Below are 24,079 nucleotides of genomic sequence, written 5' to 3'. Positions count from 1 at the left end.
GATGATGTCGGAACTGAAACGAGGCCGTTCCGGGCAGGCTTTTGGCATGCCGGAGCGGGACAGGGCGCATTCGGTTGCGCCGCAAAATGGATTTATGGTTAACGGACGGTTGATGCGCCCCGTGGCGCGCCGCCTGGCATCCGTGCTGGCGGCGGGATCGGCGCTTGCAGCATTCGCAGGACCGGCGCATGCCGCCGGCCCCTATCTCGCCACCACGGAAATCGTCACCGTCTCGATGCTGCTGGGCGTGATGTCCGCGGCCATGCTCTCCGCCATCTGGATGATCCGCCAGCGCGGCCGCATGGAAGCGGAAAACCGCGAACTGCGCGCCCATCTCTCCGACGCCCGCCACAACGTGTCGCGCCTGCAGGCGCTGATCGGCGACAAGGATCGCCGCATCGTCATGTGGGACGGCCTGTCGGGCAAGCCCGAATTCCTCGGCCAGCTGGCGCCGGAAACCGGCGCGCCGGTCGCCGACCGCGATTTCCTGGCCTTCGGCCGCTGGCTGAAACCCACCTCCGCCGCCGAGATCGAGCGTGCCGTCGAGCGGCTGCGCACGCAGGCGCAGAGCTTCGACCTCATTCTCGAAACGAGCCGTGACGAAGTGCTGGAGGCACAGGGCCGCGTTTCCGGCGGGCAGGCCTTCGTGCGCTTCGTGGCGCTGAACAATCTGCGCGCGGAAGCCGCCGAGCTGAAGCTCGAACGCGAACGGCTCGTCGCTGCGCTGAGCACGTTGCAATGCCTCATCGACCAGATCGATCTTCCCGTCTGGCAGCGTGCGCCCGACGGCTCACTCGCCTGGGTGAACGAGGCCTATGCGGAGGCCGTCGAGGCGAAGGACGCCGCCGCCGCGGTGCGCGAGGCGCGCGAGCTTCTGCCGACCGTCGCGCGCGAAAAGATCCGGGCGACTAGCACCTACGACACCCCGTTCCGCGACAAGGTCTCGACCGTCGTTCGCGGCAATCGCAGCTTCTTCGACGTGGTGGATGCGCGCACGCCCAATGGCTCGGCCGGCATCGCGATCGACGTCTCGGATGTCGAGGCGGTGCGCGAGGAACTGACGCGCACGCTGAAAAGCCATGCCGAAACGCTCGATCACCTTGCCACGCCCGTCGCCACCTTCGACGGCGAGCAACGCCTGCAATTCTACAACCAGGCCTTCCAGCGCATGTGGGAGTTCGACACGGCGTTCCTGGAGAGCAAACCCGGCAACGGCGAACTGCTCGACCGGCTGCGCGCCGCCGGCAAGCTGCCCGAACAGCTGAACTGGAAGCAGTGGAAGGACACAGCCCTTTCCGTCTACCGCGCCATCGACACCCAGAGCGACCTCTGGCACCTGCCGAACGGCCAGACGCTGCGCGTCTTCGCCACCGCCCGCCCGCAGGGCGGCGCCACCTGGGTCTTCGAGAACCTGACCGAGAAGGTCGACCTGGAGACGCGCTACAACACGCTGATGCTGGTGCAGGACGAGACCATCGACCACCTGGCCGAGGGTGTCGCGGTGTTCAGCCCCGACGGGCGCATCCGCCTGTCCAACCCGGCCTTCCGCGCCATCTGGGGCATCAGCGAGGCCGAGGCGAAGTCGGGCACGCATATCCGCGCCATCGAGCAGGCCTGTGCGCCGTCCTATGACAAGCCGGACGGCTGGAAGCGCTTCGGCCAGATGATCACCAGCTTCGACGACGAACGGCCCTCCTCGCAGGGCATGCTGGAACTGCGCACCGGCCTCGTGCTCGACTACGCCGTCATCCCGCTCTCCAACGCGCAGACGATGCTGACCTTCGTCAACATCACCGACAGCGTGCGGGTCAGCCGGGCGCTTACGGAGAAGAACGAGGCGCTGCGCAAGGCGGACGCGCTGAAGAACGATTTCGTCCAGCACGTTTCCTACGAGCTGCGCTCGCCGCTGACCAATATCATCGGTTTCGCCGACCTCCTGAAGACGCCGACCATGGGCGAGCTCAACGAGCGGCAGGCCGAATATGTCGACCATATCGCCACCTCGTCCGCGGTGCTGCTGACGATCGTCAACGATATCCTCGACCTTGCGACCGTCGACGCCGGCATCATGGAACTCGACTATACCGAGATCAACCTGACGGACCTGCTCGACGACGTGTCCATGCAGTTCGCCGACCGGCTGCACGAGGCGCAGGTGACGCTCGAGATCACCGCGCCCGACAATCTCGGCACCATCGTCGCCGACCAGCAGCGCCTCAAGCAGATCCTCATCAAGCTCCTGAGCAATGCCGCCAACTTCGCGCCGGAAGGCAGCGCCATCGGCCTGCGCTGCTGGCGCGAAGGGGCCGACCTCGTGCTCACCGTGACCGACCGTGGCCCCGGCATTCCGCAGGACGTGCTGACCACCGTCTTCAACCGCTTCGAAAGCCATGGCCGCCAGGGCGGGCCGGGGCTTGGCCTCTCGATCGTCGAGAGCTTCGTCAGCCTGCACCACGGCACCGTCACCATCGACAGCCAGGAAGGCCGCGGCACGAAGGTCACCGTGCGCATTCCTTCCGCGTCGATGACCTCGTTTGCAGCGGCGGAATAGCATGGCGCTCGACATCGTCCTTGCCGATGAAGCCGCAACCATCCGCTTCGGCGAGGACATGGCGCTGGCACTGAAGCGCGGCGACTATGTCGCGCTATCGGGCGATCTGGGTGCCGGAAAATCCACCTTCTCCCGCGCCCTGATCCGCGCCATCGCCGATGACGCTTTTCTCGAAGTGCCGAGCCCGACCTTCACGCTCGTCCAGACCTATGACCTGCGCATTCCCGTCGCGCATTTCGACCTCTACCGCATCGCCGATGCCGCCGAGATCGACGAACTGGGCTTCGACGAGGCGCTGTCGGATGGCATCTGCCTGGTGGAATGGCCGGAAAAGGCGGACGGCGCGCTGCCCGCCGATGGCATAAGCCTGACTTTCGTGCATGAGGGCGATGGCCGGCGCGTCTTCATCGACGGCCCGGCACCGGCGCTCGCCCGCATCCGCCGGTCGCTCGCGATCCGCGCCTTTCTTGACGAAGCCGGCTACAGAAACGCCACGCGCCGCCACCTGACGGGCGACGCCTCCACGCGCGCCTACGAACATATCCATACCGGCGCGAGCCGCTTCGTGCTGATGGATTCGCCCGCGCACCTGCCCGGGCCGATCCTCGCGCAGGGCAAGTATTACCAGCAGATCGCCCATATCGCCGAGGACGTGAAGCCGTTCGTCGCGGTGGGCCGCTATCTCGTTTCGCGCGGCCTGCGCGCGCCGGCAATCCATGCCATGGATATCGCGCAGGGCATTCTCCTGATCGAGGACCTCGGCAGCGACGGCATACTCGACGCCGGCGGCGCGCCGATCGCCGAGCGCTACCGCGAAAGCGCCGCCTGCCTTGCGCATCTGCACGGACAGGCTTTCGAGCGCGACCTGCCGGTGACCGACGGTATCATCCACCGCGTGCCGGATTTCGACCGGGACGCCATGCAGATCGAGGTGAGCCTGCTCACCGACTGGTACCTTCCCTTCACGCGCGGCACGCCGGCAAGCGACGCCGAGCGCCGCGACTATATCGCCATCTGGGACGGGCTGATCGAAAGCCTTGGCGCGGCGGAGCACAATCTGCTGCTGCGCGACTTCCACTCGCCCAACATCATCTGGCGGCCGGATGCCGCGGGCACCGACCGGGTCGGCATCATCGACTTCCAGGACGCGATGATCGGTCCTTCGGCCTACGACGTCGCCTCGCTGGTGCAGGATGCCCGCGTCGACATGCCCGACGCGGTCGCGCAGGGCGTGCTCGACCACTACCTTTCGCTGCGCGCGGCTGAGGGCGGCTTCGACCGGGCGCGCTTCCTGCGCGACTGGCACGTCATGGCCGCGCAGCGCAACTGCAAGCTCATCGGCCTGTGGGTGCGGCTGATGCAGCGCGACGGCAAGCCGGCCTATATGCGCCACATGCCGCGCACCTTCCGCAATCTCACGCGCGCGCTTTCCCATCCCGACCTCGCCCCCTTGCGCGACTGGTGCGAAAAGGCTGGAATCCTCGCGACCGAATCATAAGCGCGGGATAGCGATGAAGATCGAAGACGCCATGGTGCTGGCCGCCGGCCTTGGAACGCGCCTGCGGCCCATCACCGACACGATGCCGAAGCCCCTGGTGCCGATCGCCGGAAAACCGATGATCGACTACGGGCTCGATGCGCTGGCCGCAGCGGGCATCACGCGCGCCGTCGTCAACGTGCATCACTTCGCCGAGCAGATGCGTGCGCATCTCGCCCGCCGCGCGGTTCCGGAAATCCTTCTCTCCGACGAGACGGAGCGGCTGATGAATTCCGGCGGCGGGCTGGCCAGGGGCCTGAAGCTGCTCGGGCGCGGGCCGGTCATGGTGATGAACGCGGATCTCTTCTGGATCGGCGAAAAAGCCGGCGAAACAACCAATCTCCAGCGGCTTGCCGAACGGTTCGACCCTGACGCCATGGACATGCTGATGCTCTGCGTGCGGCTGGAGGATACGACAGGCCATAACGGCAAGATCGATTTTTCGCTCGACGATGCCGGACGCCTCACCCGCTATCGTGAAGGCTTCGGCACGCCGGTCGTCTATGCCGGTGCCCTGGTGCTGATGCCGGGCCTGCTCGACGACGCGCCCGACGACGCCTTCAACCTCAACATCTATTTCGACCGGGCCATCGAAAAGGGGCGGCTTCACGGCATGCTGCTCGACGGGCACTGGATCACCGTCGGCACGCCCGAGGCGGTCGGCGCGGCGGAGGCCGTGATCGCCTCGTTCGGCGAGGCGGCGGCATGAGCGGCGCGCCGGGCGGCCGGATCTACACGATCCCGGCGAGCCTGCCCTTCCTGAAGACGGTCGCCGAAGCGCTTGTCGACGGGCGGCTCGTGCCCGGCTTCACCTACGATCCCGCCGATCCGCTGGCCTTGGCGGATGTCACCATCTATGTGCCGACCCGCCGCTCCGCGCGCGTGCTGCGCTCGGAATTCGTCGACCTGTTCGGCGGCCGCTCGGCCATCCTGCCCACCATCCGGGCGCTGGGCGAGACCGAGGACGACAGCGGTTTCTTCGACGAGGTGGCGCCGGCATTGCTCGACATGGCCGAGCCGCTCTCCGGCCCGACGCGGCTTCTGGAACTCGCCCGCCTCGTGCTGGCCTGGCGCAACCAGCTGCCTGCCGCCGTGACCGCGGTGCATGCCGAAAGCCCGCTCGTCGCCCCGGCCAGCCCGGCGGATGCCGTCTGGCTTGCCCGCAATCTCGCCGACATCATCGATGCGATGGAGACGGAGGAGCTGGACTGGACGGCGCTCGATACGCTCGATACGTCCAACCATGCGCTGTGGTGGCAGCTGACGGCCGAATTCCTGAAGATCGCCAGCGATTTCTGGCCGGCGCGGCTGGCAGAACTCGGCCGCTCCTCCCCTTCACTGCGCCGCAACGCGACGCTGCATGCCGAGACGGAGCGCTATCGCCACACGCCGCCGGCAGGCCCCGTGATCATCGCCGGCTCCACGGGCTCGATTCCCGCCACCGCAGGGCTGATCGCGGCAGTGGCAAAGCTGCCGAACGGCGTCGTCATCCTGCCCGGCCTCGACCGCTTCATGAGCGACACCGACTGGCTGCTCGTCGGGCACCAGGGCGGCGGCGCGGACACGACGCGCAAGCCGGATGCGGCCTCGCGCAGCCATCCGCAATACGGCCTCCACCGCCTGCTCGCCCGCATGGGCTGCACGCGCGACGATGTCGAGCCGCTGGGCACGCCGCCGGAGACGTTGGAATACCGCGCGCGGATCCTCTCCAGTGCATTCCTGCCGACGCAGGCGACGGCGGGCTGGGGCGACGTGCGCTCGACACTGGATGCCGGGCGCGTGGCCGATGCCTTCCGCGACGTCGCGCTGGTGGAAGCGGCCAATGAACGCGAGGAGGCCGTGGCGATCGCCATCGCGCTGCGGCTTGCGCTGGAGGACGGCCCGGACGCGCAGGCCGCGCTGATCACGCCGGACCGCAAGCTCGGCCGGCGCGTCGCCGCCGAGCTGGCCCGTTTCGGCATCGAGGCGGACGATTCCGCCGGCACGCCGCTCCTTTCCACCCCGCAGGGCACGCTGCTGCGCCTGCTCGCCGAGGCGGCCCTGCGCCCCGGCGATCCCGTGGCGCTCGTGGCGCTGCTGAAACATCCGCTTGCCCGCTTCGGACTTTCCGCCGACGACCGGCGCGACGCGGTGACGGCACTGGAGCTGACGGCCCTGCGCGGCGGCACGGCGGAAATCGACATCTCGACGCTGGAGCCTTTGCTCGACGCCGCGCTGGCGCGGCAGGCCGAGGATCGCCACCCGCCGCGCTGGCGCAGTGCGCTGCCGGAAACCGCCCTTCCCCTGGCGCGCACGCTTGCAAGGCGCGTAGCAGACGCGGTGGAGCCGCTCGCCGGTGTGCTCGTGCAGCAGAGCCGCACGGGGCGGCGCTTCTCTTCCAGGCTTGCCGTCTCGGACTGGGCGGAGCGCACCGGCCGTGCGCTGGAGGCCGTCGCCATCGACGAGCGCAACGACCTGGCCGCGCTGTGGTCCGGCGAGGCGGGCGACAGCCTCGCCAACCTGCTCAAGAGCGTGATGGAGACCGACGGGCAGATCGAGGCCGACGGGCCGCAATGGTGCGATATCATCGAGGCGCTGGCGGCGAGCGAAAGCGTCAAGCCGCGCTCGATGCGCCATCCGCGGGTCTTCATCTTCGGCGCGCTCGAATCGCGCCTCCAGAGCGTCGATACCGTGGTCATCGGCGGGCTCAACGAGGGCACCTGGCCAGGCCAGGCGGCCAACGACGCCTTTCTCTCCCGCATCATGAAGGTGGAGATCGGCCTGGAGCCGCCCGAGCGCCGCATCGGCCAGCTCGGCCACGACCTGCAGATGGCCGCGGGCACGCGCAAGCTGATCCTCACACGGGCCTTGCGCAACGGCACCGCCCCGACCGTCGCCTCGCGCTGGCTGCAACGGCTGCTCGCCGTCGGCGGTCCTTCGCTGGCGAACGACCTGCGCAGCCGCGGCCGCGACCTGATCGACTGGGCCGGGCGGATCGATCAGGGCCAGAGCGTGCCGAACGCGCCGCGCCCATCGCCCAAACCGCCGGCCGGGCTGCAACCGAAGAAATATTCCTTCAGCGAGGTCGGGCGGCTGCGCCGCGACCCCTATGCGATCTATGCGCGGCATATCCTGCGGCTCGACCCCATCGCGCCGTTCAACCTCGACCCCGGGCCGGCCGAGCGCGGTTCGCTCTATCACCGCATCGTCGACCGGTTCGTGCGCGAGGAGAAGACCGGCGAACCGCTTACCCTGATCGACCGCATCCTGCACGAGGAATTCGACGCGGTCGCGCTGCCGCCGCATATCGATGCCGTCTGGCGGCCGCGCTTTGCCGCCGTCGCCCGCGCCTTCGTCGCCTGGCATGGCGAGCGGGCCGGCGGCGTGCGCGAGAGCCTGACGGAGGTGCCGGCGTCGCTCGATCTCTCGGTCGGCGACATAAGGCTGACCGGGATTGCCGACCGCATCGACATCCTGCCCGACGGCAGCGCCGACATTCTCGACTACAAGACCGGCAGCACGCCTTCGCTCAAGGTGGCGCGCGCGCTGCTCGATCCGCAGCTGGCGCTGGAGGCGGCGGCGATGCGGCGCGGGGCCTTCCGCGGGCCGGGACGCCGCGACCCGGCTAATCTTCTCTATGTGCGCCTGAAGCCCGGCGAGCGCTTCAAGGTCGAGCAGGTCAACAACGAACACGCGAAATCCGCCAGCACGACGCCGAAATCCGCGTTCGACCTTGGCGAGGAGGCGCTGGCGGAGCTGGAGAAGCTGCTGACCGGGCTGATCGAAGGGCGCTTCGGCTTCGCCTCGCGGCTCATTCCAGAACAGGAGCGCGACTATGGCGGCGAATACGACCATCTGGCGCGTGTCGCCGAATGGTCGTCTGCCGAAAACGGCGGGGAGAGCGACGATGCTTGAAGACGACCGTCCCGCATCGGCGGAGCCGGCCGCCTGGCTGAGCTGGACCACGCAGAAACAGGCGATGGCGTCCGATCCCGCCCGCTCGGCCTGGGTTTCGGCCAATGCCGGCTCGGGCAAGACGCATGTGCTGACGCAGCGGGTGATCCGGCTGCTGCTCGCCGGCTGCCGGCCATCCGCCATCCTCTGCCTGACCTATACCAAGGCCGCCGCCTCGGAAATGTCGAACCGCGTCTTCGAGCGGCTGGCCGAATGGGCGACGCTCTCGGATGAGGACCTGTCCGACCGGGTGGCGGCCATCGAGGGCGCGCGGCCCGACGTCTTCAAGCTCGCGGAGGCGCGGCGGCTCTTTGCACGCGCGCTCGAAACGCCGGGCGGCTTGAAGATCCAGACCATCCACGCCTTCTGTGAAGCGCTGTTGCACCAGTTTCCGCTCGAGGCCAATGTCGCCGGCCACTTCTCCGTGCTCGACGACCGTGCGGCGGCCGTGCTGCTGGCGGATGCGCGGCGCACGCTCTTGACGGCGACGGCGAGCGAGGACGACCAGGCGCTGGCGGATGCCTTCGCCACGGTGCTCGACATTGCCGACGATACCGGCCTGGAACGGCTGCTCTCCGACATCATCGCCAGCCGCAGGCCGATCCGCGATTTCCTCGAGCGGGCGGACGCGGCCGGCGGCATCGAGACGATCCTTCGCCGGGAAACGAGTCTTGGCCCGCAGGAAACGGCTGACGACATCCTCGCCGCCTTCTGGCCGCTCGACGGGCTGAACGGGGCGGTACTGGACGCCTATCTCTCGGCGGCGGAAAACCTCGGCAGCGAGACGGTGAAGACCTCGGCCGCCGGCCTGCGCGGCGTGATGCGCCTCACCGATGCCGAAGCGCGCCGGGCGGCGCTGCACGATCTGTTCTTCACGGCGACCGGCTCGCCGCGCAGCATCGACCGATCCTTCCTCTCGAAGAAGGTGCGCGACAGCGCGCCGCATTTCGAGGCGGCCCTGCTGTCCGCGCAGGCCCATGTCATCGCCTGCGACGACCGCCTGCGGCGCTTTCGCATGTATGAGGCGACGAAGGCGGCGCTCGTGATCGCCGAGCGGCTGACCGGCGACTACGAAGACCTGAAGCGGGCGCGCAGCCTGCTCGATTTCGACGACCTGATCGACCGCACGGCGACGCTTCTGACCCGCGACCGGGTGAGCGCCTGGGTGCATTACAAGCTCGACCAGGGCATCGACCACATCCTCGTCGACGAGGCGCAGGACACCAGCCCGCGCCAGTGGCAGATCGTGAAAGCGCTGACGGACGATTTCTTCGCCGGCGAAACGGCCCGCATCGCCGGCCGCACGATCTTTGCCGTGGGCGACGAGAAACAGTCGATATACTCCTTCCAGGGCGCACGGCCCGAGCGGTTTGCGGAGGAAGGCCGGGCGGTCGCCCGGCGCACCCAGGTGGCCGAAACCGCCTTCAGCCCGATCCGCCTGCTCCTGTCCTTCCGCTCGACGCGGGACGTGCTTTCGGCGGTCGACCAGGTGTTTCTCGATCCCGCCAATGCGCGCGGGCTCACCCCCGACGGCGGCGATATCGTGCATGCCTCCAATCGCGGGCGCGAGCCGGGGGCCGTCGATGTCTGGAGCATGATCGCCGCGCCGCCCGGCCTCGACGAGGAGGACTGGACCGCGCCCTTCGACGCGGTGGCCGAGGAAGCGCCGATCAACGTGCTGGCGCGGCGCATCGCCGATACGCTTGCCGGCTGGATCGGCCATGAGACGGTGACGGAAAAGGGCAAGGCGCGGCCCATGGCGGCCGGCGACATCATCGTGCTGGTGCGCAAGCGCGACGCCTTCGTGAACGCGCTGACACGCACGCTGAAACAACGCCACGACCTGCCGGTGGCGGGCGCCGACCGGCTGGTGCTGACAAAGCATATCGCCGTGCAGGACCTCATGGCGCTGGGCCGCTTCGCCGTGCTGCCGCAGGACGATCTGTCGCTCGCCGCCCTCCTGAAAAGTCCGCTCTTCGGCCTGAGCGAGGAGACGCTGTTCGAACTTGCCGCCCGCCGCGGCGAGAACGAGGCGCTCTGGGCGCATCTTTGCAGCGTGGCCGCGTCGGACGACCGCCTTGCGCCCATCGTCGCGCGGCTGGAGCGGCTGATTGCCGATGCGGGCACGCAATCCGTGCATGATTTCTATGCGCGCATCCTCGGCGCGGGCGGCGGGCGGCGGGCGTTTCTCGCGCGGCTCGGCGTCGAGGCGGGCGAGATCATCGACGAGTTCCTGACCTTCGCCCTGGAGCAGGAGGACAACGGCCTGCCCGGCCTGCAGGCCTTCGTCTCCACGCTGGAACTGGAGGCGCCGACGGTCAAGCGCGAACAGGACAAGGCGCGCGGCGAGATCCGCATCATGACCGTGCATGCCGCCAAGGGGCTGGAGGCGCCAGTCGTCTTTCTCGTGGACGGCGGCGCCAAGCCCTTCAGCCACAGCCACATGCCGCAGCTGCGCTTTCTCTCGACGACGGATCTTGTCGGCGGCCTGCCGGCCTGGCTGCCGCTCAAGGACTTTGCCAACACGCTGACGGAAGCGGATGCGGAGCGCATCAAGGACAGCGCCGAGGAGGAATATCGCCGCCTGCTCTATGTCGCGATGACGCGTGCGGCCGACCGGCTGATCGTCTGCGGCTATCGCGGGCGGCAGGAAAACAAGGACACCTGGCACACGATGATCGCGACGGCGCTCGCCGCCGATACGCAGCGTTGCGTGGAGGCGACCTTCTCGACGCGCAGCGAAAGCTGGGAGGGGCTGTCCTGGCGCGAGGCGGGCGCGGCGGCGATCGGCGACGTGACGGTGGCAAGCGCCGAGGAAAAGCCGCAGATCACGCTTCCGGAGGCGCTTGCAAGACCGCTTCCACCGCAGAAATCCCTTCCGCGGCCGCTCAGCCCCTCGGGTGCGGCGGCGGTGATCGAGACGGATGCGGCCGATCTGCTCGTGCCCTCCGCCCTGTTCGGCAAGGGCAAAGGCGGCCCGCCGGGCGCCGGGCTTGCGCTGGAGCGCGGGCGCATCCTGCACCGCTTCCTGCAGGTCCTGCCGGGCTTCGACCCCGCCGAGCGGCCGGCGGCGGCGCGGCGCTATCTGGAGCGGGCGGCCGCCCATTGGCCGGAGAGCGCGCGGGCCGGGCTGATTGCGGCGGCGCTTCACGTCATCGACGACGAGAGCCTGCGCGCCGTCTTCTCATCCGCGGCGCGCGCGGAAGTCTCCATCATGGGCACGTTGATGCTGGGCAGCCGGGAGTTTGCGGTATCCGGCCGCATCGATCGCATGGTGGTGACGGAGAGCGCGGTCGAGATCGTGGATTTCAAGACGAACCGCGTGCCGCCTCATACCGTCGACGCCATCCCGTTCGAGCACCGGGCGCAGCTCGCCATCTACCGCGCAATCCTCGCACCGCTCTATCCCGGCCGGGAGATCCGCTGCGGGCTGATCTATACGGAGGCGGCGAAAACCTTCTGGCTGGAGACGGCGCTGATGGAGGCGAGCCTTGCCGAACTCACGGCAAAGTGAGATACGGGACAGGACGTTTCGCCCATGGTGCGCGCCCTGACGGGCTTGAAAACGCAGCCCGGCGGCATCACATCTTGTGCAACACCCACCATTCAAGGAGCAGCCCTTATGGCTACCGTTAAAGTCGACCAGTCCAATTTCGAAGCCGAAGTGCTGAAGTCCGCAGAGCCGGTCGTCGTGGATTTCTGGGCCGAATGGTGCGGCCCGTGCAAGATGATCGCGCCTGCGCTGGAAGAAATCTCGACGGAACTCGCCGGCAAGGTGAAGGTCGCCAAGCTCAACATCGACGAGAACCCGGAGCTTGCCGCCCAGTTCGGCGTGCGCTCGATCCCGACGCTCGCCATGTTCAAGGGCGGCGAAGTGGCCGACATCAAGGTCGGCGCCGCACCGAAGACGGCCCTGTCGTCCTGGATTTCCGGCGCCGCCTGATCGGCCCGACCGGTCCAACCGAAAAGCCCGGCTCGAAGCCGGGCTTTTTGTTGTCAGGTGGGCGGCGTGCCGTTGTCGGCCAGCACGTCGCCGACGAGATAGAGCGAACCGCCGATCAGGATACGCGGCGGCACCGAATCCTCGGCCGTGATGCGCACAATCTCCACCAGCGCCTCGCCCACCGTCGCAAGCGGTGCGGCCTCGAGGCCCGCGCGTGCGGCATCCTCGGCGAGTGCGGCGGGGTCGAGCCCGGCATCGGAGCCGCGGATCGGCACGGTGAAGACCCGCTCGGCCAGCCCGCGGAACGGGTCGAAATAGCCGACGGGATCCTTCGTGTTGATCATGCCCGTGATGAGGAAGAGCGGACGCGCCTCGCGCTCCTCGAAATTCGCCATGGTCTCGGCAATGACCTGTCCCGCACCGGGATTGTGACCGCCATCGACCCAGATCTCGCTTGCGGGCGGGGCGAGGCGGAAGAGCGCGCCATCGGGGAGCCTTTGCAGGCGGCCCGGCCATTCGACGCGTGACAGCCCCGTCTCGATCGCCGGCTCGCCGACAGAAAAACCGGCCGCCTTGACGGCGCGAATGGCGGCGGCGGCATTGGCATATTGGTGCCGGCCCGGCAGGCGCGGCAGGGGAAGATCGGCAAGGCCGAACTCGTCCTGATAGACGAGACGGCCGAATTCCTCATGGGCGAGAAAATCCTGACCGTAGACGGCGTGCGGGCAGCCCAGCCGCTCGGCGATCTCGATCAGCACGTCGCGGGCCGCCTCTTCCGGCTGGTAGCCGATGACGACGGGCACGCCACGCTTCATGATGCCGGCCTTTTCGGCGGCGATGAGTTCGACCCGGTCGCCGAGATAGGCCTGGTGGTCGAGCGAGATCGGCATGATGACGCATGCGGCCGGTCGCGGCATGACATTCGTGGCATCGAAGCGGCCGCCGAGGCCGACCTCGATGATCGCCACATCCGCCGGATGCTCGGCAAACAGCAGGAAGGTGACGGCGGTCAGGATTTCGAAGACGGTGATCTTCTCGCCGCCATTGGCATCGGCCACGCGGCGCACGGCATCGGCGAGAACGGCGTCCTCGACGAACTGCCCACGGCCGCCGGCGACACCGAGGCGATAGCGCTCGTGCCAATTGACGAGGTGGGGCGAGGTGTGGACGTGCACGCTGAGGCCCTGGGCCTCGAGGATCGCCCGGCAGAAGGCCGTGACCGAGCCCTTGCCGTTGGTGCCGGCCACATGGATGACCGGCGGCAGTTTCAGGTGGGGATTGTCGAGCGCCGCGAGAAGCCGCGTGATGCGGTCGAGCGAGAGGTCGAAGCCCTTGGGGTGGAGACCGAGAAGCTTCTCGATCTCCAGCGCCGCTTCGCTGACCGCGACGCCCGTCATGTTATTGCGCCGCGATGGCGACGGCGGCGGTTTTTTCCACCACGGGTGCGGAAGCGGCCGGCTTCTTCATCAGGATCTTCAGAAGGCGGGCAAGCGTGGCGGGGATATCGTGGCGCTTGACGACCATGTCCACCATGCCGTGCTCAAGAAGGTATTCCGACGTCTGGAAGCCCTCGGGCAGCTTCTCGCGGATGGTCTGCTCGATGACGCGCTTGCCGGCAAAGCAGATTTCGGCGCCCGGCTCGGCGAGATGGATGTCGCCCAGCATGGCGTAGGACGCCGTCACGCCGCCCGTCGTGGGGTTGGTGAGCACGACGATATAGGGCAGGCCCGCTTCCTTGAGCATTTCCACGGCGACCGTGGTGCGCGGAAGCTGCATCAGCGAGAGGATGCCTTCCTGCATGCGCGCGCCGCCGGAGGCGGGGAACATGACGAGCGGGCACTTCTCGGCGATGGCGCGCTCGAAAGCCTTGATGATGGCTTCGCCGGCGGCGATGCCGAGCGAACCGCCCATGAAGCTGAATTCATGCACGACGGCGACCAGCTTGACGCCGCGCACCTTGCCGACGCCGGCGAGGATCGTGTCCTCCAAGTCCGTCTTGATACGGCTGTCCTTCAGGCGATCGACATATTTCTTGGAATCGCGGAACTTCAGCGGGTCCTGCGCCACCTTCGGCTGCTGCAACGACTCGAAGACGCCATCGTCGAACAGGTCCTTGAGGCGGGCTTTCGCCGGCATCTTCATGTGGTAGCCCGAGGCCGGGATGACCCACTTGTTTTCCTCGAGATCGCGATGGAACACCATCTCGCCGGTTTCCGGGCACTTGATCCAGAGGTTTTCCGGCACATCCCGGTCAGGGCGGCCGAGCATCGAGTTGATCTTCGGCCGAACGTAATTCGTGATCCAGTTCACGGTCTAGACTCCCGTTAATCTGCGCAATTCCGGGCGGAAAACCGCTTCACGGTTCTCCTGGATTTGCTTTCCGGTCCCATGTGGGAACTTTACTCCGCCGCCGCAAGGCGCGATGCGCGCACGCCCGATGCGAGGCTCCTGACGAGCGTCTCGACACCGGGAACGGTGGCCGCGCTCGCCTTGCCGTCCGCCGTCAGGCTGGAGGCGATCTGGTTGACGATGGTGGTGCCGACGACGACGCCATCCGCCGACGCGCCGATGGCGCGGGCGTGTTCGGCCGTCTTGACGCCGAAGCCGACGCAGACCGGCAGCCTGGTATGCGCCTTGATGCGACCGACCGCGTCGCCGATCAGCGACGGATCCGGCAGGGCCGAACCGGTGATGCCGTTCATCGAGACATAGTAGACGAAGCCCGAGGTGTTCTTCAGCACGGCCGGCAGGCGCTTTTCATCCGTGGTCGGCGTGGCGAGGCGAATGAAATTGATGCCGCGCGCCAGCGCCGGGATGCACAGCTCGTCGTCCATCTCCGGCGGCAGGTCCACGACGATGAGGCCGTCGATGCCGGCCTCCACGGCGTCATCGAGGAAACGCTCGACGCCGTAGATGTAGATGGGGTTGTAGTAGCCCATCATGACGATCGGCGTCGCATCGTCCTCGCGGCGGAAATCGCGCGCCATCTGGATGGTCTTGGCAAGCGTCTGGCCCGCCTTCAGCGCGCGCTGGCCGGCCACCTGGATCGCCGGGCCGTCGGCCATCGGATCGGAGAACGGCATGCCCAGCTCGATGACATCGGAGCCTGCCTTGGGCAGCGCCTTCATGATCTCCAGCGAGCTCGCATAATCGGGATCGCCGCCCATGAAATAGGTGACGAGCGCCGGGCGGCCTTCGGCTGCGAGATCCGCAAAACGTTTGTCCATGCGTGCGGTCATCTTAAAGCTCCATGCCGAGGATCTTGCCGACGGTGAAGATATCCTTGTCGCCGCGGCCCGAGAGGTTCATCAGGATGATCTGGTCCTTGCCCATCTTCGGGGCGCGCTTGATCACCTCGGCGATGGCATGGCTCGGCTCCAGCGCGGGAATGATGCCTTCGAGCCTGGTCAGCAGCTGGAAGGCCTCCAGCGCCTCGTCATCCATGATCGGCACATATTCGGCACGGCCGATATCGTGCAGCCAGGCATGTTCCGGACCGATGCCGGGATAATCCAGACCGGCCGAAATGGAATGGCCTTCCTTGATCTGGCCGTCCTCGTCCTGCAGCAGATAGGTGCGGTTGCCGTGCAGCACGCCCGGGGAACCCGCGGTCAGCGATGCGCAATGCTCCTCGCCCTCCAGCCCCCGGCCGCCGGCCTCGACGCCGACGATCTGCACGTCCTTGTCGTCCAGGAACGGATGGAAGATACCGATGGCGTTCGAACCGCCGCCGACGGCGGCGATCACCATATCCGGCAGGCGGCCTTCGGCGGCCAGGATCTGTTCGCGCGCTTCCGTGCCGATGACCGACTGGAAATCGCGCACCAGCTCCGGATAGGGATGCGGCCCGGCCGCGGTGCCGATGAGGTAATAGGTGTCGTCGACATTGGTGACCCAGTCGCGCAGCGCCTCGTTCATGGCGTCCTTCAGCGTGCCGCTGCCGGCGGTGACGGGCTTCACCTCCGCACCGAGCAGCTTCATGCGGAAGACGTTCGGCGCCTGACGCTCGACATCGGTCGCGCCCATATAGACGACGCAGGGCAGGCCGAAGCGCGCGGCGACCGTGGCGGAGGCAACGCCGTGCTGGCCGGCACCGGTTTCGGCGATGATGCGCGTCTTGCCCATGCGCTTGGCAAGCAGTATCTGGCCGATACAGTTGTTGATCTTGTGCGAGCCGGTGTGGTTCAGCTCCTCGCGCTTGAAGTAGATCTTTGCACCGCCGAGATGCTGCGTCAGGCGCTCGGCATAATAGAGCGGGCTCGGACGGCCGATATAGTGGGCGCCGAGGTCCTTGAGTTCGGCCTGGAAAGCCGGATCGGTCTTGGCCTTGTTCCACTCTTCCTGGAGATCGAGGATCAGCGGCATCAGGGTTTCGGCAACGAAACGACCGCCGAAGATGCCGAAGCGTCCGTCTTCATCCGGTCCCTCGCGGAACGAATTCAGGTTGGGTGACTGGTTCACGTGCCTCTCCCTGCGACGGCGGTTTCGCTTTGCGCGTTTCGTGCCGCTTCAAAAAACGCTTCGATCAGGCCGAGATCCTTGACGCCGGGCGCACTCTCGACGCCGGAACTGGTGTCGATGCCGGGCGCGCCGGTCAGCTGGATCGCCTCGGCGAGGTTATCCTTGTTCAGCCCACCCGAAAGCATGTAATCCACGCTTCCGTCAAGCAAATGCATGAGGTTCCAGTCGAAGGAAACGCCGTTGCCGCCCGGGAGCTCAGAGCCTGCCGGCGGCTTGGCATCGAAGAGGAACCGGTCGGCGATGCCGATATAGGGATCGATCTTCTTGAGGTCGTCGGCTTCGCGCACCGAGAAGGCCTTGATGACCGGCAGGCCATAGACCGCCTTGACGGTGAGGACCCGTTCGGGGCTTTCCTTGCCGTGCAGCTGGAGAATGTCAGGCGAAAGCTGGTCGACGATCTCGTCCAGCGTATCGCTGTCGGCATCGACCGTCACCGCGACGATCTTGACGCGGCCGCGCACGCGATCGGCCAGCCGGCCGGCATCGGCCGGCTCGATGTTGCGCGGGCTCTTGGGAAAGAAGATGAAGCCGATATGGGTCGCGCCGAGCGCCACCGCCTTGTCGACGGCATCCTCGGTCTTCAAACCGCAGATCTTGATATCGAGTGTCATGGGGGACGAAGTCGCACGAATCACCGGAAGAGTCGAGCCGAAAGACGGCGGCAATAGGGCTTGCTGCGACGCCCTTGTCCGCCGCGTTGCCGGGCCCATATGGAAGGAAACGACCGATCGGAGACCATCATGCGGCTCATCATCGCCATCCTCCTGCCCTTTCTCGCGTTTTTCACCATCGGGCGACCTGTTGCCGGCATCATCTGCCTCATCCTGCAGGTCACGCTGATCGGCTGGCTGCCCGCCGCGATCTGGGCCGTCTATGCGCTTGGCCAATACAACACCGACAGGAAGATCAGCGAGGCGCTCGGCAACCGGCGTTAGACTTCACCGCGCTGTCGGGCCGGATCAGCCAAAATCGACCGCGTGCAGGAGGCTGCCGTTGCGCTTCAGCCAGCGCTTGGCCTCCTCCGTCGCGGGGCAGAGCCTTTCGCACAAGGCCCAGAAGGCCGCACTGTGGTTCATCTCCTGGAGATGCGCCACCTCGTGGGCGGCGAGATAATCGATGACATGGGGCGGCGCCATGGCGATGCGCCAGGAGAAGCTGAGCGCGCCGTCCGCCGAGCAGGAGCCCCAGCGGCTGCGGGTATCGCGCAGCGTCATCGACTTGACCTTGCGCCCGATCCGGCCGGCATGAACGGCGACCAGCCGGTCGAGATCCAGCCGCGCCTCCTTCTTCAGGAAATCGCAGATGCGGCGGGGAATGCTTTCCTCCATGCCGCCGACACGCAGCACCGCCTCGTCGTCCACCACCACCGCTTCGGTGATCCCGCGCAGGCGGCCCGTCGCCTCGATGCGATGGGACACGCCGCGGACCATGACATAGCCGCCATCGGCCAGTTCGTTCGTCGTGCGGAACCTCGCAAGCTTCGTCATCAGCCAGCCCTGGTGACGATCCAGAAAATCCTTGATGTCGCGCTCTGCGATGCCCGAGGGCACCGTCATGCGCAGCGCCCGGCCGCCGGGTTCGATGCGCAGCGTCAGGCGCGTCGCGCGCAGATCCCGCCGGATGGTGAGCGGCAGCTGCCGGCCGTTGACGTCGATCTCCCGCCGCTCCGGCGGAGGCGGTGACTTCAGGGCCTTTCTGGGCGTGCGGAACGAGGGAAACATGCTGTTCTTCTTAGCCGATTCGAGACCGTCTGAAACGGCCCAACAAAAAACCGGCGCTCGCGGCGCCGGTCGATTTCAGTGCTTGTCCAGCCTCTCCGCATCATGGCCAGGTTGACCCGGCCATGACGAGAGCGCAGGCGGCTTACGTTGCCGGGAAGCCGGGGACGTCGCCCTTGCCTTCGTTGCGGCGCTCGCGCATGAAGCGGTCGAACTCCTCCTGGTCCTTGGCGCGGCGAAGCTCGCGGACATAGGAATCGAATTCTTCACGCATCTCGTCGAGCTTGCGGCGTTCCTCGTCGAGGCGCGACAGCTCGGCGTCGCGCCAGTCGTCGAAGGCGACATTGCCCGTGGCACGGCGGAAGGCCGGGCCCTTGCCGCGGCCGAAGGCGCTGCGGCAGGAGGCGAACACGCCATCGACGGCATCATTGGCGTCCTTCCTGAAGGACTTCAGGCGGTCGCCGAAGATGATGTAGGCCAGCATGGCGAGGCCGAGCGGCCAGAACACCACAAAGCCGAGCACCATCAGGGCGATGGTCGCGGGGGTCCAGTCGGGACGGATCAGGGCTGACTGATTCATGTGCAATCTTCCTCACGATCGGCGGAAACCACCTCGGTTTCCGGTGAATCCGATGTGGTTAGACCGCCGGTCGCGTTCAAGACAGCACAAGGTTAATTCGGGCAAGTGCCTGTAAACGGCCTGAAAAATCAGGCCGCACCGTCGGATTTTCCGCCCTTGATGACCCGCGGCACCGGTTTGGCCGGCTTGGCCCTGGACGCCTTGCCATGCGCCTGCACGAAGGAGACGATGCGCGGCGCGATCTCCTTGCGGAAGCGCGAGCCGTTGAAGACGCCGTAATGGCCGACATCGGGCTGCATGTAGTGCATGCGCATGTCATCGGGGATGTTGGTGCAGATCGTCTGCGCCGCCTTGGTCTGGCCGACGCCGGAAATGTCGTCGTTCTCGCCCTCGACGGTCAAGAGCGCCACGTTGCGGATGGCGGTCGTATCGACCGGGCGCGCGCGGTGCATCATCTCGCCCTTCGGCAGGGCGTGCTTCATGAACACCGTCTCGACGGTCTGGAGGTAGAACTCCGCCGTCAGGTCCATGACCGCGAGATATTCGTCGTAGAAATCGCGGTGCTTCTCGGCCGCGTCGCCGTCGTTCTTCACGAGATGGGCGAAGAACTCCTTGTGGGCGACGACGTGGCGGTCGAGGTTCATCGACATGAAGCCCGACAGTTGCAGGAAACCGGGATAGACCATGCGCATGAAGCCCGGCTGCGGCCACGGCACCGGCATGATGACATTGTCGCGGAACCACTCGATCGGCTTTTCTTTTGCCAGCTGGTTGACGGCGGTCGGGTTGATGCGCGTGTCGATCGGCCCGCCCATCAGCGTCATGGTGGAGGGCGCGAGCGGGTCGTCGTCGGCTTCCATCACCGCGACAGCGGCCAGCACCGGCACCGCCGGCTGGCAGACCGCCACGACATGGGTATCCGGTCCCAGCGCATGCAGCATCTGGATGACGTAATCGATGTAATCGTCGAGGTCGAAGCCGCCGTCGGCCAAGGGCACCATGCGCGCATCCACCCAATCGGTGATGTGCACCTCGGCATGCGGCAGCAGCGCTTCCACGGTGCCGCGCAGCAGCGTCGCATAGTGGCCGGACATCGGCGCGACGATCAGGATCTTCGGGTCCTTGGGATGGCCCGCCGGCAGACAGCGCTCGAAATGGATGAGATTGCAGAAGGGCTGCTTCCAGACGATCCTCTCATGCACGGACACGCTCTTGCCGTCGATGGTGGTCTGCGGCAGGTCGAAATCGGGCTTGCCATAGCGGCGGGTGCTGCGCTCGAGAACCTCGAAGCCCGCTGCCATCGTGCGGCCGAGATAGGTGTGCGCGAGCGGGTTGAGCGGGTTGCGGAAGGCGATCCGCATCTGGTCGGCCGCCGCGCGCCAGGGCGCCATCATCGCATGGTTGAGTTCATAGAGCTGATAATACATCGGTCGCGTTATCCCATTTCCCGATGCGGGGCGTTGGGCCGCCGCACCGTCTCACCCGGTTTCCGCAGTTGCGAAAACACTAACAGGTTTTCGCTGCGTGGCAACATGCCACGCCGGCATCCTAGACGCGGGATCCTTTCCGGGAAATGAACGGGTTGCGGCCCGGCCCGCACCGCCGCGGTTCAGGCCGCGACGTGCACGATGGCCTTGATCAACCCGGATTTCTGCGTTGCCCAGCGGGCGAGATCCTGGGGCGCCTCTTCCAGCGTGGTGCGGTGGGTGACGAGCGCCTCGACAGGCACCCGGCCCGCCCGCATGCTGGCCATGACGTGATCGAAATCGACACGCAGCGCATTGCGGCTGCCGACCAGCATCATTTCGCGTTTGTGGAATTCCGGGTCGGAAAACCGGATCTCGTCCTTCACCACGCTCACCAGCACCAGCGTGCCGCCATGGGCGACATGGGCAAAGGCGCCCTCCATCGAGCCGGCGTGGCCGGTCGCGTCGAACACGACGTCGAAGCCCTCGCCATCGGTCATCCGCGCGACATCGGCGGCGGCCGACGCGCCCGCAAGCAGGCCGTCCCGGAAGCCGAAACGCGTATCGGCCATGGCCAGCCGTTCGGCGGAGGTATCCATCATCGTGACCGCATGGCCGGCGATGCGCGAGAAGATCGCGGTGCCGAGACCGATCGGCCCGGCGCCGATGACCAGCGCCCGCGACCCTTCCGGCGCCAGCGAGCGGCGCACGGCATGCGCGCCGATGGCCAGGAACTCGACCATGGCCGCGGCCTCGGGCGAAAGCCCTTCGGCCGGATAGAGGTTTTCGCCGGGCACGACGATCTCCTCGCAGAAGGCCCCGTCCGTGTGCACGCCGAGCACGCGGATCGCCGTGCAGCAATTGGGCTTGCCCTTGCGGCAGGCAATGCAGGTGCCGCAGGAAATGTAGGGATTGACCACCACCGTCATGCCGGTGGTCAGCCCGCTTTCGCCCGGCTCGACGACGGTGCCGGAGATCTCGTGGCCCATGATGCGCGGATATTCCAGGAACGGGTGCTTGCCCTCGAAGATGTGGTAATCGGTGCCGCAGATGCCGACATGGCTGACGGCGACGCGCGCCCAGCCCGGCGGAACGCTGGCCGGCGGCTCCCGTTCGACCAGCGCAAGGCGGCCGGGTTCAAGGCAGATGACGGCTCTCATCTCAGCGGCTTCCGCGGCGACGCAACTGGTCGAAATAGACGATCACGATGATCAGCAGGCCGGTGATGATGCGCTGCCAGAACGAATTGACGTTGAGCAGGTTGGCGCCGTTGTTGATGGTCGCGAGGATGAAGGCGCCGAGCAGCGGGCCGTGCACCGAGCCGACCGCGCCGAACAGGCTCGTGCCGCCGATCACCGACGAGGCGATCGCCTGGAGTTCCCAGCCTTCCGCCTGCGTGGCATTGCCGATGCCGATGCGCGAGGCGAGCAACAGGCCGACGAAGGCCGCGCAGGTGGCCGACAGGATATAGGCGAGATAGATCGTCCGGTCGACATTCACGCCGGAAAGCCGCGCCGCCTCCTTGTTGGAGCCGACGGCGAAGAGATAGCGCCCGAAGCGAGAGAGATGGAGGAAGATGAAGGCGGGGATGCCCACCAGGATGACCATCCAGAACAGGCTCGGGATGCCCAGGAAATCCGCGCGGGAGAAGTTGGTGAACCCCTCGTGCGTGATCGAGATGGTGGAGCCGTTCGTGATCAGGAGGCCGATCCCGCGCAGCGAGGTCAGCGTCGCCAGCGTGATGATGAAGGGCGGCAGGCCCATGCGCACGATGCCGAAACCGTGGAAGGCGCCGATCGCCACGCCCATCAGCAACGTGAGGATGATGGCGGCCCAGAGCGGCACGCCGGCCTGCAGCAGCCAGGCGACGATGACGCTGGTGAAGCCGACAATGGCCCCCACCGAAAGATCGATGCCGGCGGTGATGATCACGAAGGTCTGGCCGACGGCGAGGATCGCCGTCATCGCGCCCTGGCGCAGCAGGTTCGAGATGTTGTTCGGCGACCAGAAGGCATTCGTTGCAAAGCCCAGCGCCACCCAGAGCGCCAGCAGGAGCCCGAGCAGCGTCAGGCCGAGCAGGATGTTCGTGCCCTTTCTGGGTGCCGGTGCGCTTTCCGTGGTCGTCTCAACGCTCATGTTCTTCTCCCTTTCTGCGCGACGCTCAGCCTGTCCTGCGCGATTGCGGACGAATGCCGCCGCGCAGTCCTGCCGGCACTGCTCTAACTGCCGATGGCCTGGGTCAGGACGTCCTCGTGCGTGGCCGCCCGGTGGTCGTGGCTGGCGACGAGCCGGCCGCCGCGGAAGACGTGCAGCCGGTCGGCAAGCTCGTAGACCTCCGGCAGGTAGGACGAAATCAGGATGATGCCCGCCCCCTGCTTGAGGAGCGCGCCGAACAGCCGGTAGATTTCCGCCTTGGTGCCGACATCGACGCCGACGGTCGGCTCGTCGAAGATGAAGAGCCGGGCGCCATGGCTCAGCCACTTGCCGATGACGATCTTCTGCTGGTTGCCGCCGGACATGGCCGAGGCGAGCACATGGCGCGACGGTGTCTTGATACGGAGGTCGGCGATCTGGCGCTCGGCGTTGCGGGCGGCATCGCCGCGCCTAATCGTCAGGCCCGAACTCAGCCGCTTGAGAACCGGCAGGTTGATGTTGAGCCCGATGGGCAGGTTGAGGCACAGGCCCTGGTCGCGCCGGCTTTCCGGCGCAAGCGCGATGCCGAGCGCCATGGCGACCCGCTCATTGGGAATGGAAACCTTGCGGCCCTCCCAGACGATCTCTCCGGCGGTCACGGGCTGGCGGCCGTAGAGGCCGAGCGCGAACTCGCTGCGTCCCGCCCCGATGAGGCCGTAGAGGCCGACGATCTCGCCGGCGCGGACCGTCATCGAGACATCCTCGAAACCCGGGCCGGACAGGCCCTTCGTCTCGACGATGACATCGCCGATGGGCACCTGCTCCTTGTGGTAGATCTGTTCTATCGAGCGGTTGATCATCAGGGCGATCAGCTCGTTCTCGTTGGTCTCGCCGATCAGGCGCGTGCCGACATGGGTGCCGTCGCGCAGCACGGACACGCGGTCGGCCAGCTCGAAGACCTCCTCCATGCGGTGGCTGATATAGACGACGGTGACGCCCTGATCGCGCAGGCGGCGGATGAGGCGGAAGAGCTGGGCCGATTCCTGGCGGGTCAGATAGGCCGTCGGCTCGTCGAAGATGATGAAGCGGATGCCGCGCATGGCGGCCTTGGCGGTGGCGACCAGCTGCTGCTGGCCGATGGTGAGGCTCTCCAGGCGCGCGCCGGCCGGCAAGTGGAAGCCGAGATCGTCCAGCACCGCCTGCGCGGCCTTTTCCATGGCGGCCTTGCGCATCAGGCCATTGCGGTTCATCTCATCGCCGAGGAACATGTTGGCGGCCACGGAGAGGTGCGGGCACAGCACGACTTCCTGATGCACCGCGTTGATGCCGCGGGAGATGGCCTCGGTGGGGGTGGCGAGCTGCACCGGCTTGCCGCACCAGAAGACCTCGCCGGCCGTGCGCCGGATAACCCCGGTCAGAAGCTTGATCAGCGTCGATTTGCCGGCACCGTTCTCGCCGACGATGGCGTGGATTTCACCCGCCAGGAAGCTGACCGTCACCGGCTTCAGCGCCTCCACGAGGCCGTATTTCTTCTGCAGGCCACGCAATTCGAGGATGGGCGCGCCGCGCGGCACGGTGTCGGATTCGGCAAGCCCGGCCTGGTCTTCATGCCGGCGGCTGAGTTCTTCGAGGCTGCTCATGGCGTTTTCTCCCGGACTGGGGACGGCATCCCGCCCGAAGCAGAGCCCGGGCGGGAT

The 24,079-nt window shown here is 66.9% G+C and carries 18 protein-coding genes; 7 read left to right on the top strand and 11 right to left on the bottom strand.

Translation table 11 applies throughout. The features are described from left to right. Positions 1-4: 4 nt before the first annotated feature. The 6 genes from B5M41_RS12415 (at position 5) to trxA (ending at position 11,964) form a co-directional block, all read left to right on the top strand. On the top strand, positions 5-2,551 hold the full coding sequence (locus B5M41_RS12415; RefSeq protein WP_370359679.1) for a sensor histidine kinase: 2,547 nt from the start codon (positions 5-7) through the stop codon (positions 2,549-2,551). 1 nt (position 2,552) lies between these two features. Continuing rightward, positions 2,553-4,049 carry a tRNA (adenosine(37)-N6)-threonylcarbamoyltransferase complex ATPase subunit type 1 TsaE gene (gene tsaE / locus B5M41_RS12410; RefSeq protein WP_134648599.1) on the top strand — a complete coding sequence of 499 codons (1,497 nt, stop codon included), beginning with the start codon at positions 2,553-2,555 and terminating at the stop codon, positions 4,047-4,049. A gap of 13 nt (positions 4,050-4,062) precedes the next feature. Beyond that, positions 4,063-4,797 carry a nucleotidyltransferase family protein gene (locus tag B5M41_RS12405; protein WP_134648597.1) on the top strand — a complete coding sequence of 245 codons (735 nt, stop codon included), beginning with the start codon at positions 4,063-4,065 and terminating at the stop codon, positions 4,795-4,797. Continuing rightward, positions 4,794-7,982 carry a double-strand break repair protein AddB gene (addB, locus tag B5M41_RS12400; RefSeq protein ID WP_134648595.1) on the top strand — a complete coding sequence of 1,063 codons (3,189 nt, stop codon included), beginning with the start codon at positions 4,794-4,796 and terminating at the stop codon, positions 7,980-7,982. The genes B5M41_RS12405 and addB overlap by 4 nt, the downstream gene beginning before the upstream one ends. Continuing rightward, a complete protein-coding gene (gene addA, locus B5M41_RS12395; RefSeq protein ID WP_134648594.1) occupies positions 7,975-11,535 on the top strand; it encodes a double-strand break repair helicase AddA in 3,561 nt (1,186 codons plus the stop codon). The genes addB and addA overlap by 8 nt, the downstream gene beginning before the upstream one ends. Before the next feature lie 108 nt (positions 11,536-11,643). After that, on the top strand, positions 11,644-11,964 hold the full coding sequence (gene trxA, locus B5M41_RS12390; protein ID WP_134648592.1) for a thioredoxin: 321 nt from the start codon (positions 11,644-11,646) through the stop codon (positions 11,962-11,964). A gap of 53 nt (positions 11,965-12,017) precedes the next feature. On the opposite strand, the gene B5M41_RS12385 is transcribed toward trxA, so the two are convergent. The 5 genes from B5M41_RS12385 to B5M41_RS12365 all read right to left on the bottom strand — a co-directional run bounded on the left by B5M41_RS12385 (position 12,018) and on the right by B5M41_RS12365 (position 17,096). Continuing rightward, on the bottom strand, positions 12,018-13,361 hold the full coding sequence (locus B5M41_RS12385; RefSeq protein ID WP_134648590.1) for a bifunctional folylpolyglutamate synthase/dihydrofolate synthase: 1,344 nt from the start codon (positions 13,359-13,361) through the stop codon (positions 12,018-12,020). 1 nt (position 13,362) lies between these two features. Beyond that, entirely contained in the window at positions 13,363-14,274 is a 912-nt protein-coding gene (gene accD / locus B5M41_RS12380) for an acetyl-CoA carboxylase, carboxyltransferase subunit beta (protein WP_134648588.1), read from the bottom strand. 89 nt (positions 14,275-14,363) lie between these two features. Beyond that, positions 14,364-15,203, bottom strand: coding sequence for a tryptophan synthase subunit alpha (gene trpA / locus B5M41_RS12375; RefSeq protein ID WP_134648586.1), 840 nt, complete (start codon positions 15,201-15,203; stop codon positions 14,364-14,366). Between the two features lies 1 nt (position 15,204). Continuing rightward, a complete protein-coding gene (trpB, locus tag B5M41_RS12370) occupies positions 15,205-16,425 on the bottom strand; it encodes a tryptophan synthase subunit beta (protein WP_134648584.1) in 1,221 nt (406 codons plus the stop codon). Next, on the bottom strand, positions 16,422-17,096 hold the full coding sequence (locus B5M41_RS12365) for a phosphoribosylanthranilate isomerase (protein ID WP_134648582.1): 675 nt from the start codon (positions 17,094-17,096) through the stop codon (positions 16,422-16,424). The genes trpB and B5M41_RS12365 overlap by 4 nt, the downstream gene beginning before the upstream one ends. 129 nt (positions 17,097-17,225) lie before the next feature. On the opposite strand from B5M41_RS12365, the gene B5M41_RS12360 reads away from it, so the two are divergent. Then, positions 17,226-17,420, top strand: coding sequence for a YqaE/Pmp3 family membrane protein (locus B5M41_RS12360; protein ID WP_134648580.1), 195 nt, complete (start codon positions 17,226-17,228; stop codon positions 17,418-17,420). 24 nt (positions 17,421-17,444) lie between these two features. Here B5M41_RS12360 and B5M41_RS12355 read toward each other — a convergent pair whose 3' ends face one another. From B5M41_RS12355 to B5M41_RS12330, 6 genes are all read right to left on the bottom strand, one after another. Then, positions 17,445-18,206, bottom strand: a complete 762-nt coding sequence (locus B5M41_RS12355; RefSeq protein ID WP_134648578.1) for a M48 family metallopeptidase — start codon at positions 18,204-18,206, stop codon at positions 17,445-17,447. A 142-nt stretch (positions 18,207-18,348) separates the two neighbouring features. Then, positions 18,349-18,783 carry a DUF2852 domain-containing protein gene (locus tag B5M41_RS12350; protein WP_134648576.1) on the bottom strand — a complete coding sequence of 145 codons (435 nt, stop codon included), beginning with the start codon at positions 18,781-18,783 and terminating at the stop codon, positions 18,349-18,351. Between the two features lie 128 nt (positions 18,784-18,911). Further along, complete coding sequence (phaZ, locus tag B5M41_RS12345; protein ID WP_134648574.1) at positions 18,912-20,210, bottom strand: polyhydroxyalkanoate depolymerase; 1,299 nt, start codon at positions 20,208-20,210, stop codon at positions 18,912-18,914. Between the two features lie 182 nt (positions 20,211-20,392). Next, positions 20,393-21,409, bottom strand: a complete 1,017-nt coding sequence (locus B5M41_RS12340; protein WP_134648572.1) for a zinc-binding alcohol dehydrogenase family protein — start codon at positions 21,407-21,409, stop codon at positions 20,393-20,395. Position 21,410: 1 nt separating this feature from the next. Next, positions 21,411-22,385 carry an ABC transporter permease gene (locus B5M41_RS12335; RefSeq protein ID WP_134648570.1) on the bottom strand — a complete coding sequence of 325 codons (975 nt, stop codon included), beginning with the start codon at positions 22,383-22,385 and terminating at the stop codon, positions 21,411-21,413. Positions 22,386-22,468: 83 nt separating this feature from the next. Beyond that, on the bottom strand, positions 22,469-24,022 hold the full coding sequence (locus B5M41_RS12330; RefSeq protein ID WP_134648568.1) for a sugar ABC transporter ATP-binding protein: 1,554 nt from the start codon (positions 24,020-24,022) through the stop codon (positions 22,469-22,471). Positions 24,023-24,079 lie beyond the last annotated feature (57 nt).

This window comes from Shinella sumterensis, assembly GCF_004514425.2.
Classification (GTDB): Bacteria; Pseudomonadota; Alphaproteobacteria; order Rhizobiales; family Rhizobiaceae; genus Shinella; species Shinella sumterensis.
This window is presented reverse-complemented; position numbering and strand designations above follow the sequence as displayed.

Bases quoted from the DNA above. Each gene is read 5' to 3' on its own strand.
- B5M41_RS12415 (WP_370359679.1), top strand. From the start codon at position 5: ATGTCGGAACTGAAACGAGGCCGTTCCGGGCAGGCTTTTGGCATGCCG.
- tsaE (WP_134648599.1), top strand. From the start codon at position 2,553: ATGGCGCTCGACATCGTCCTTGCCGATGAAGCCGCAACCATCCGCTTC.
- B5M41_RS12405 (WP_134648597.1), top strand. From the start codon at position 4,063: ATGAAGATCGAAGACGCCATGGTGCTGGCCGCCGGCCTTGGAACGCGC.
- addB (WP_134648595.1), top strand. From the start codon at position 4,794: ATGAGCGGCGCGCCGGGCGGCCGGATCTACACGATCCCGGCGAGCCTG.
- addA (WP_134648594.1), top strand. From the start codon at position 7,975: ATGCTTGAAGACGACCGTCCCGCATCGGCGGAGCCGGCCGCCTGGCTG.
- trxA (WP_134648592.1), top strand. From the start codon at position 11,644: ATGGCTACCGTTAAAGTCGACCAGTCCAATTTCGAAGCCGAAGTGCTG.
- B5M41_RS12385 (WP_134648590.1), bottom strand. From the start codon at position 13,361: ATGACGGGCGTCGCGGTCAGCGAAGCGGCGCTGGAGATCGAGAAGCTT.
- trpA (WP_134648586.1), bottom strand. From the start codon at position 15,203: ATGACCGCACGCATGGACAAACGTTTTGCGGATCTCGCAGCCGAAGGC.
- B5M41_RS12365 (WP_134648582.1), bottom strand. From the start codon at position 17,096: ATGACACTCGATATCAAGATCTGCGGTTTGAAGACCGAGGATGCCGTC.
- B5M41_RS12360 (WP_134648580.1), top strand. From the start codon at position 17,226: ATGCGGCTCATCATCGCCATCCTCCTGCCCTTTCTCGCGTTTTTCACC.
- B5M41_RS12355 (WP_134648578.1), bottom strand. From the start codon at position 18,206: ATGTTTCCCTCGTTCCGCACGCCCAGAAAGGCCCTGAAGTCACCGCCT.
- B5M41_RS12350 (WP_134648576.1), bottom strand. From the start codon at position 18,783: ATGAATCAGTCAGCCCTGATCCGTCCCGACTGGACCCCCGCGACCATC.
- phaZ (WP_134648574.1), bottom strand. From the start codon at position 20,210: ATGTATTATCAGCTCTATGAACTCAACCATGCGATGATGGCGCCCTGG.
- B5M41_RS12340 (WP_134648572.1), bottom strand. From the start codon at position 21,409: ATGAGAGCCGTCATCTGCCTTGAACCCGGCCGCCTTGCGCTGGTCGAA.
- B5M41_RS12335 (WP_134648570.1), bottom strand. From the start codon at position 22,385: ATGAGCGTTGAGACGACCACGGAAAGCGCACCGGCACCCAGAAAGGGC.
- B5M41_RS12330 (WP_134648568.1), bottom strand. From the start codon at position 24,022: ATGAGCAGCCTCGAAGAACTCAGCCGCCGGCATGAAGACCAGGCCGGG.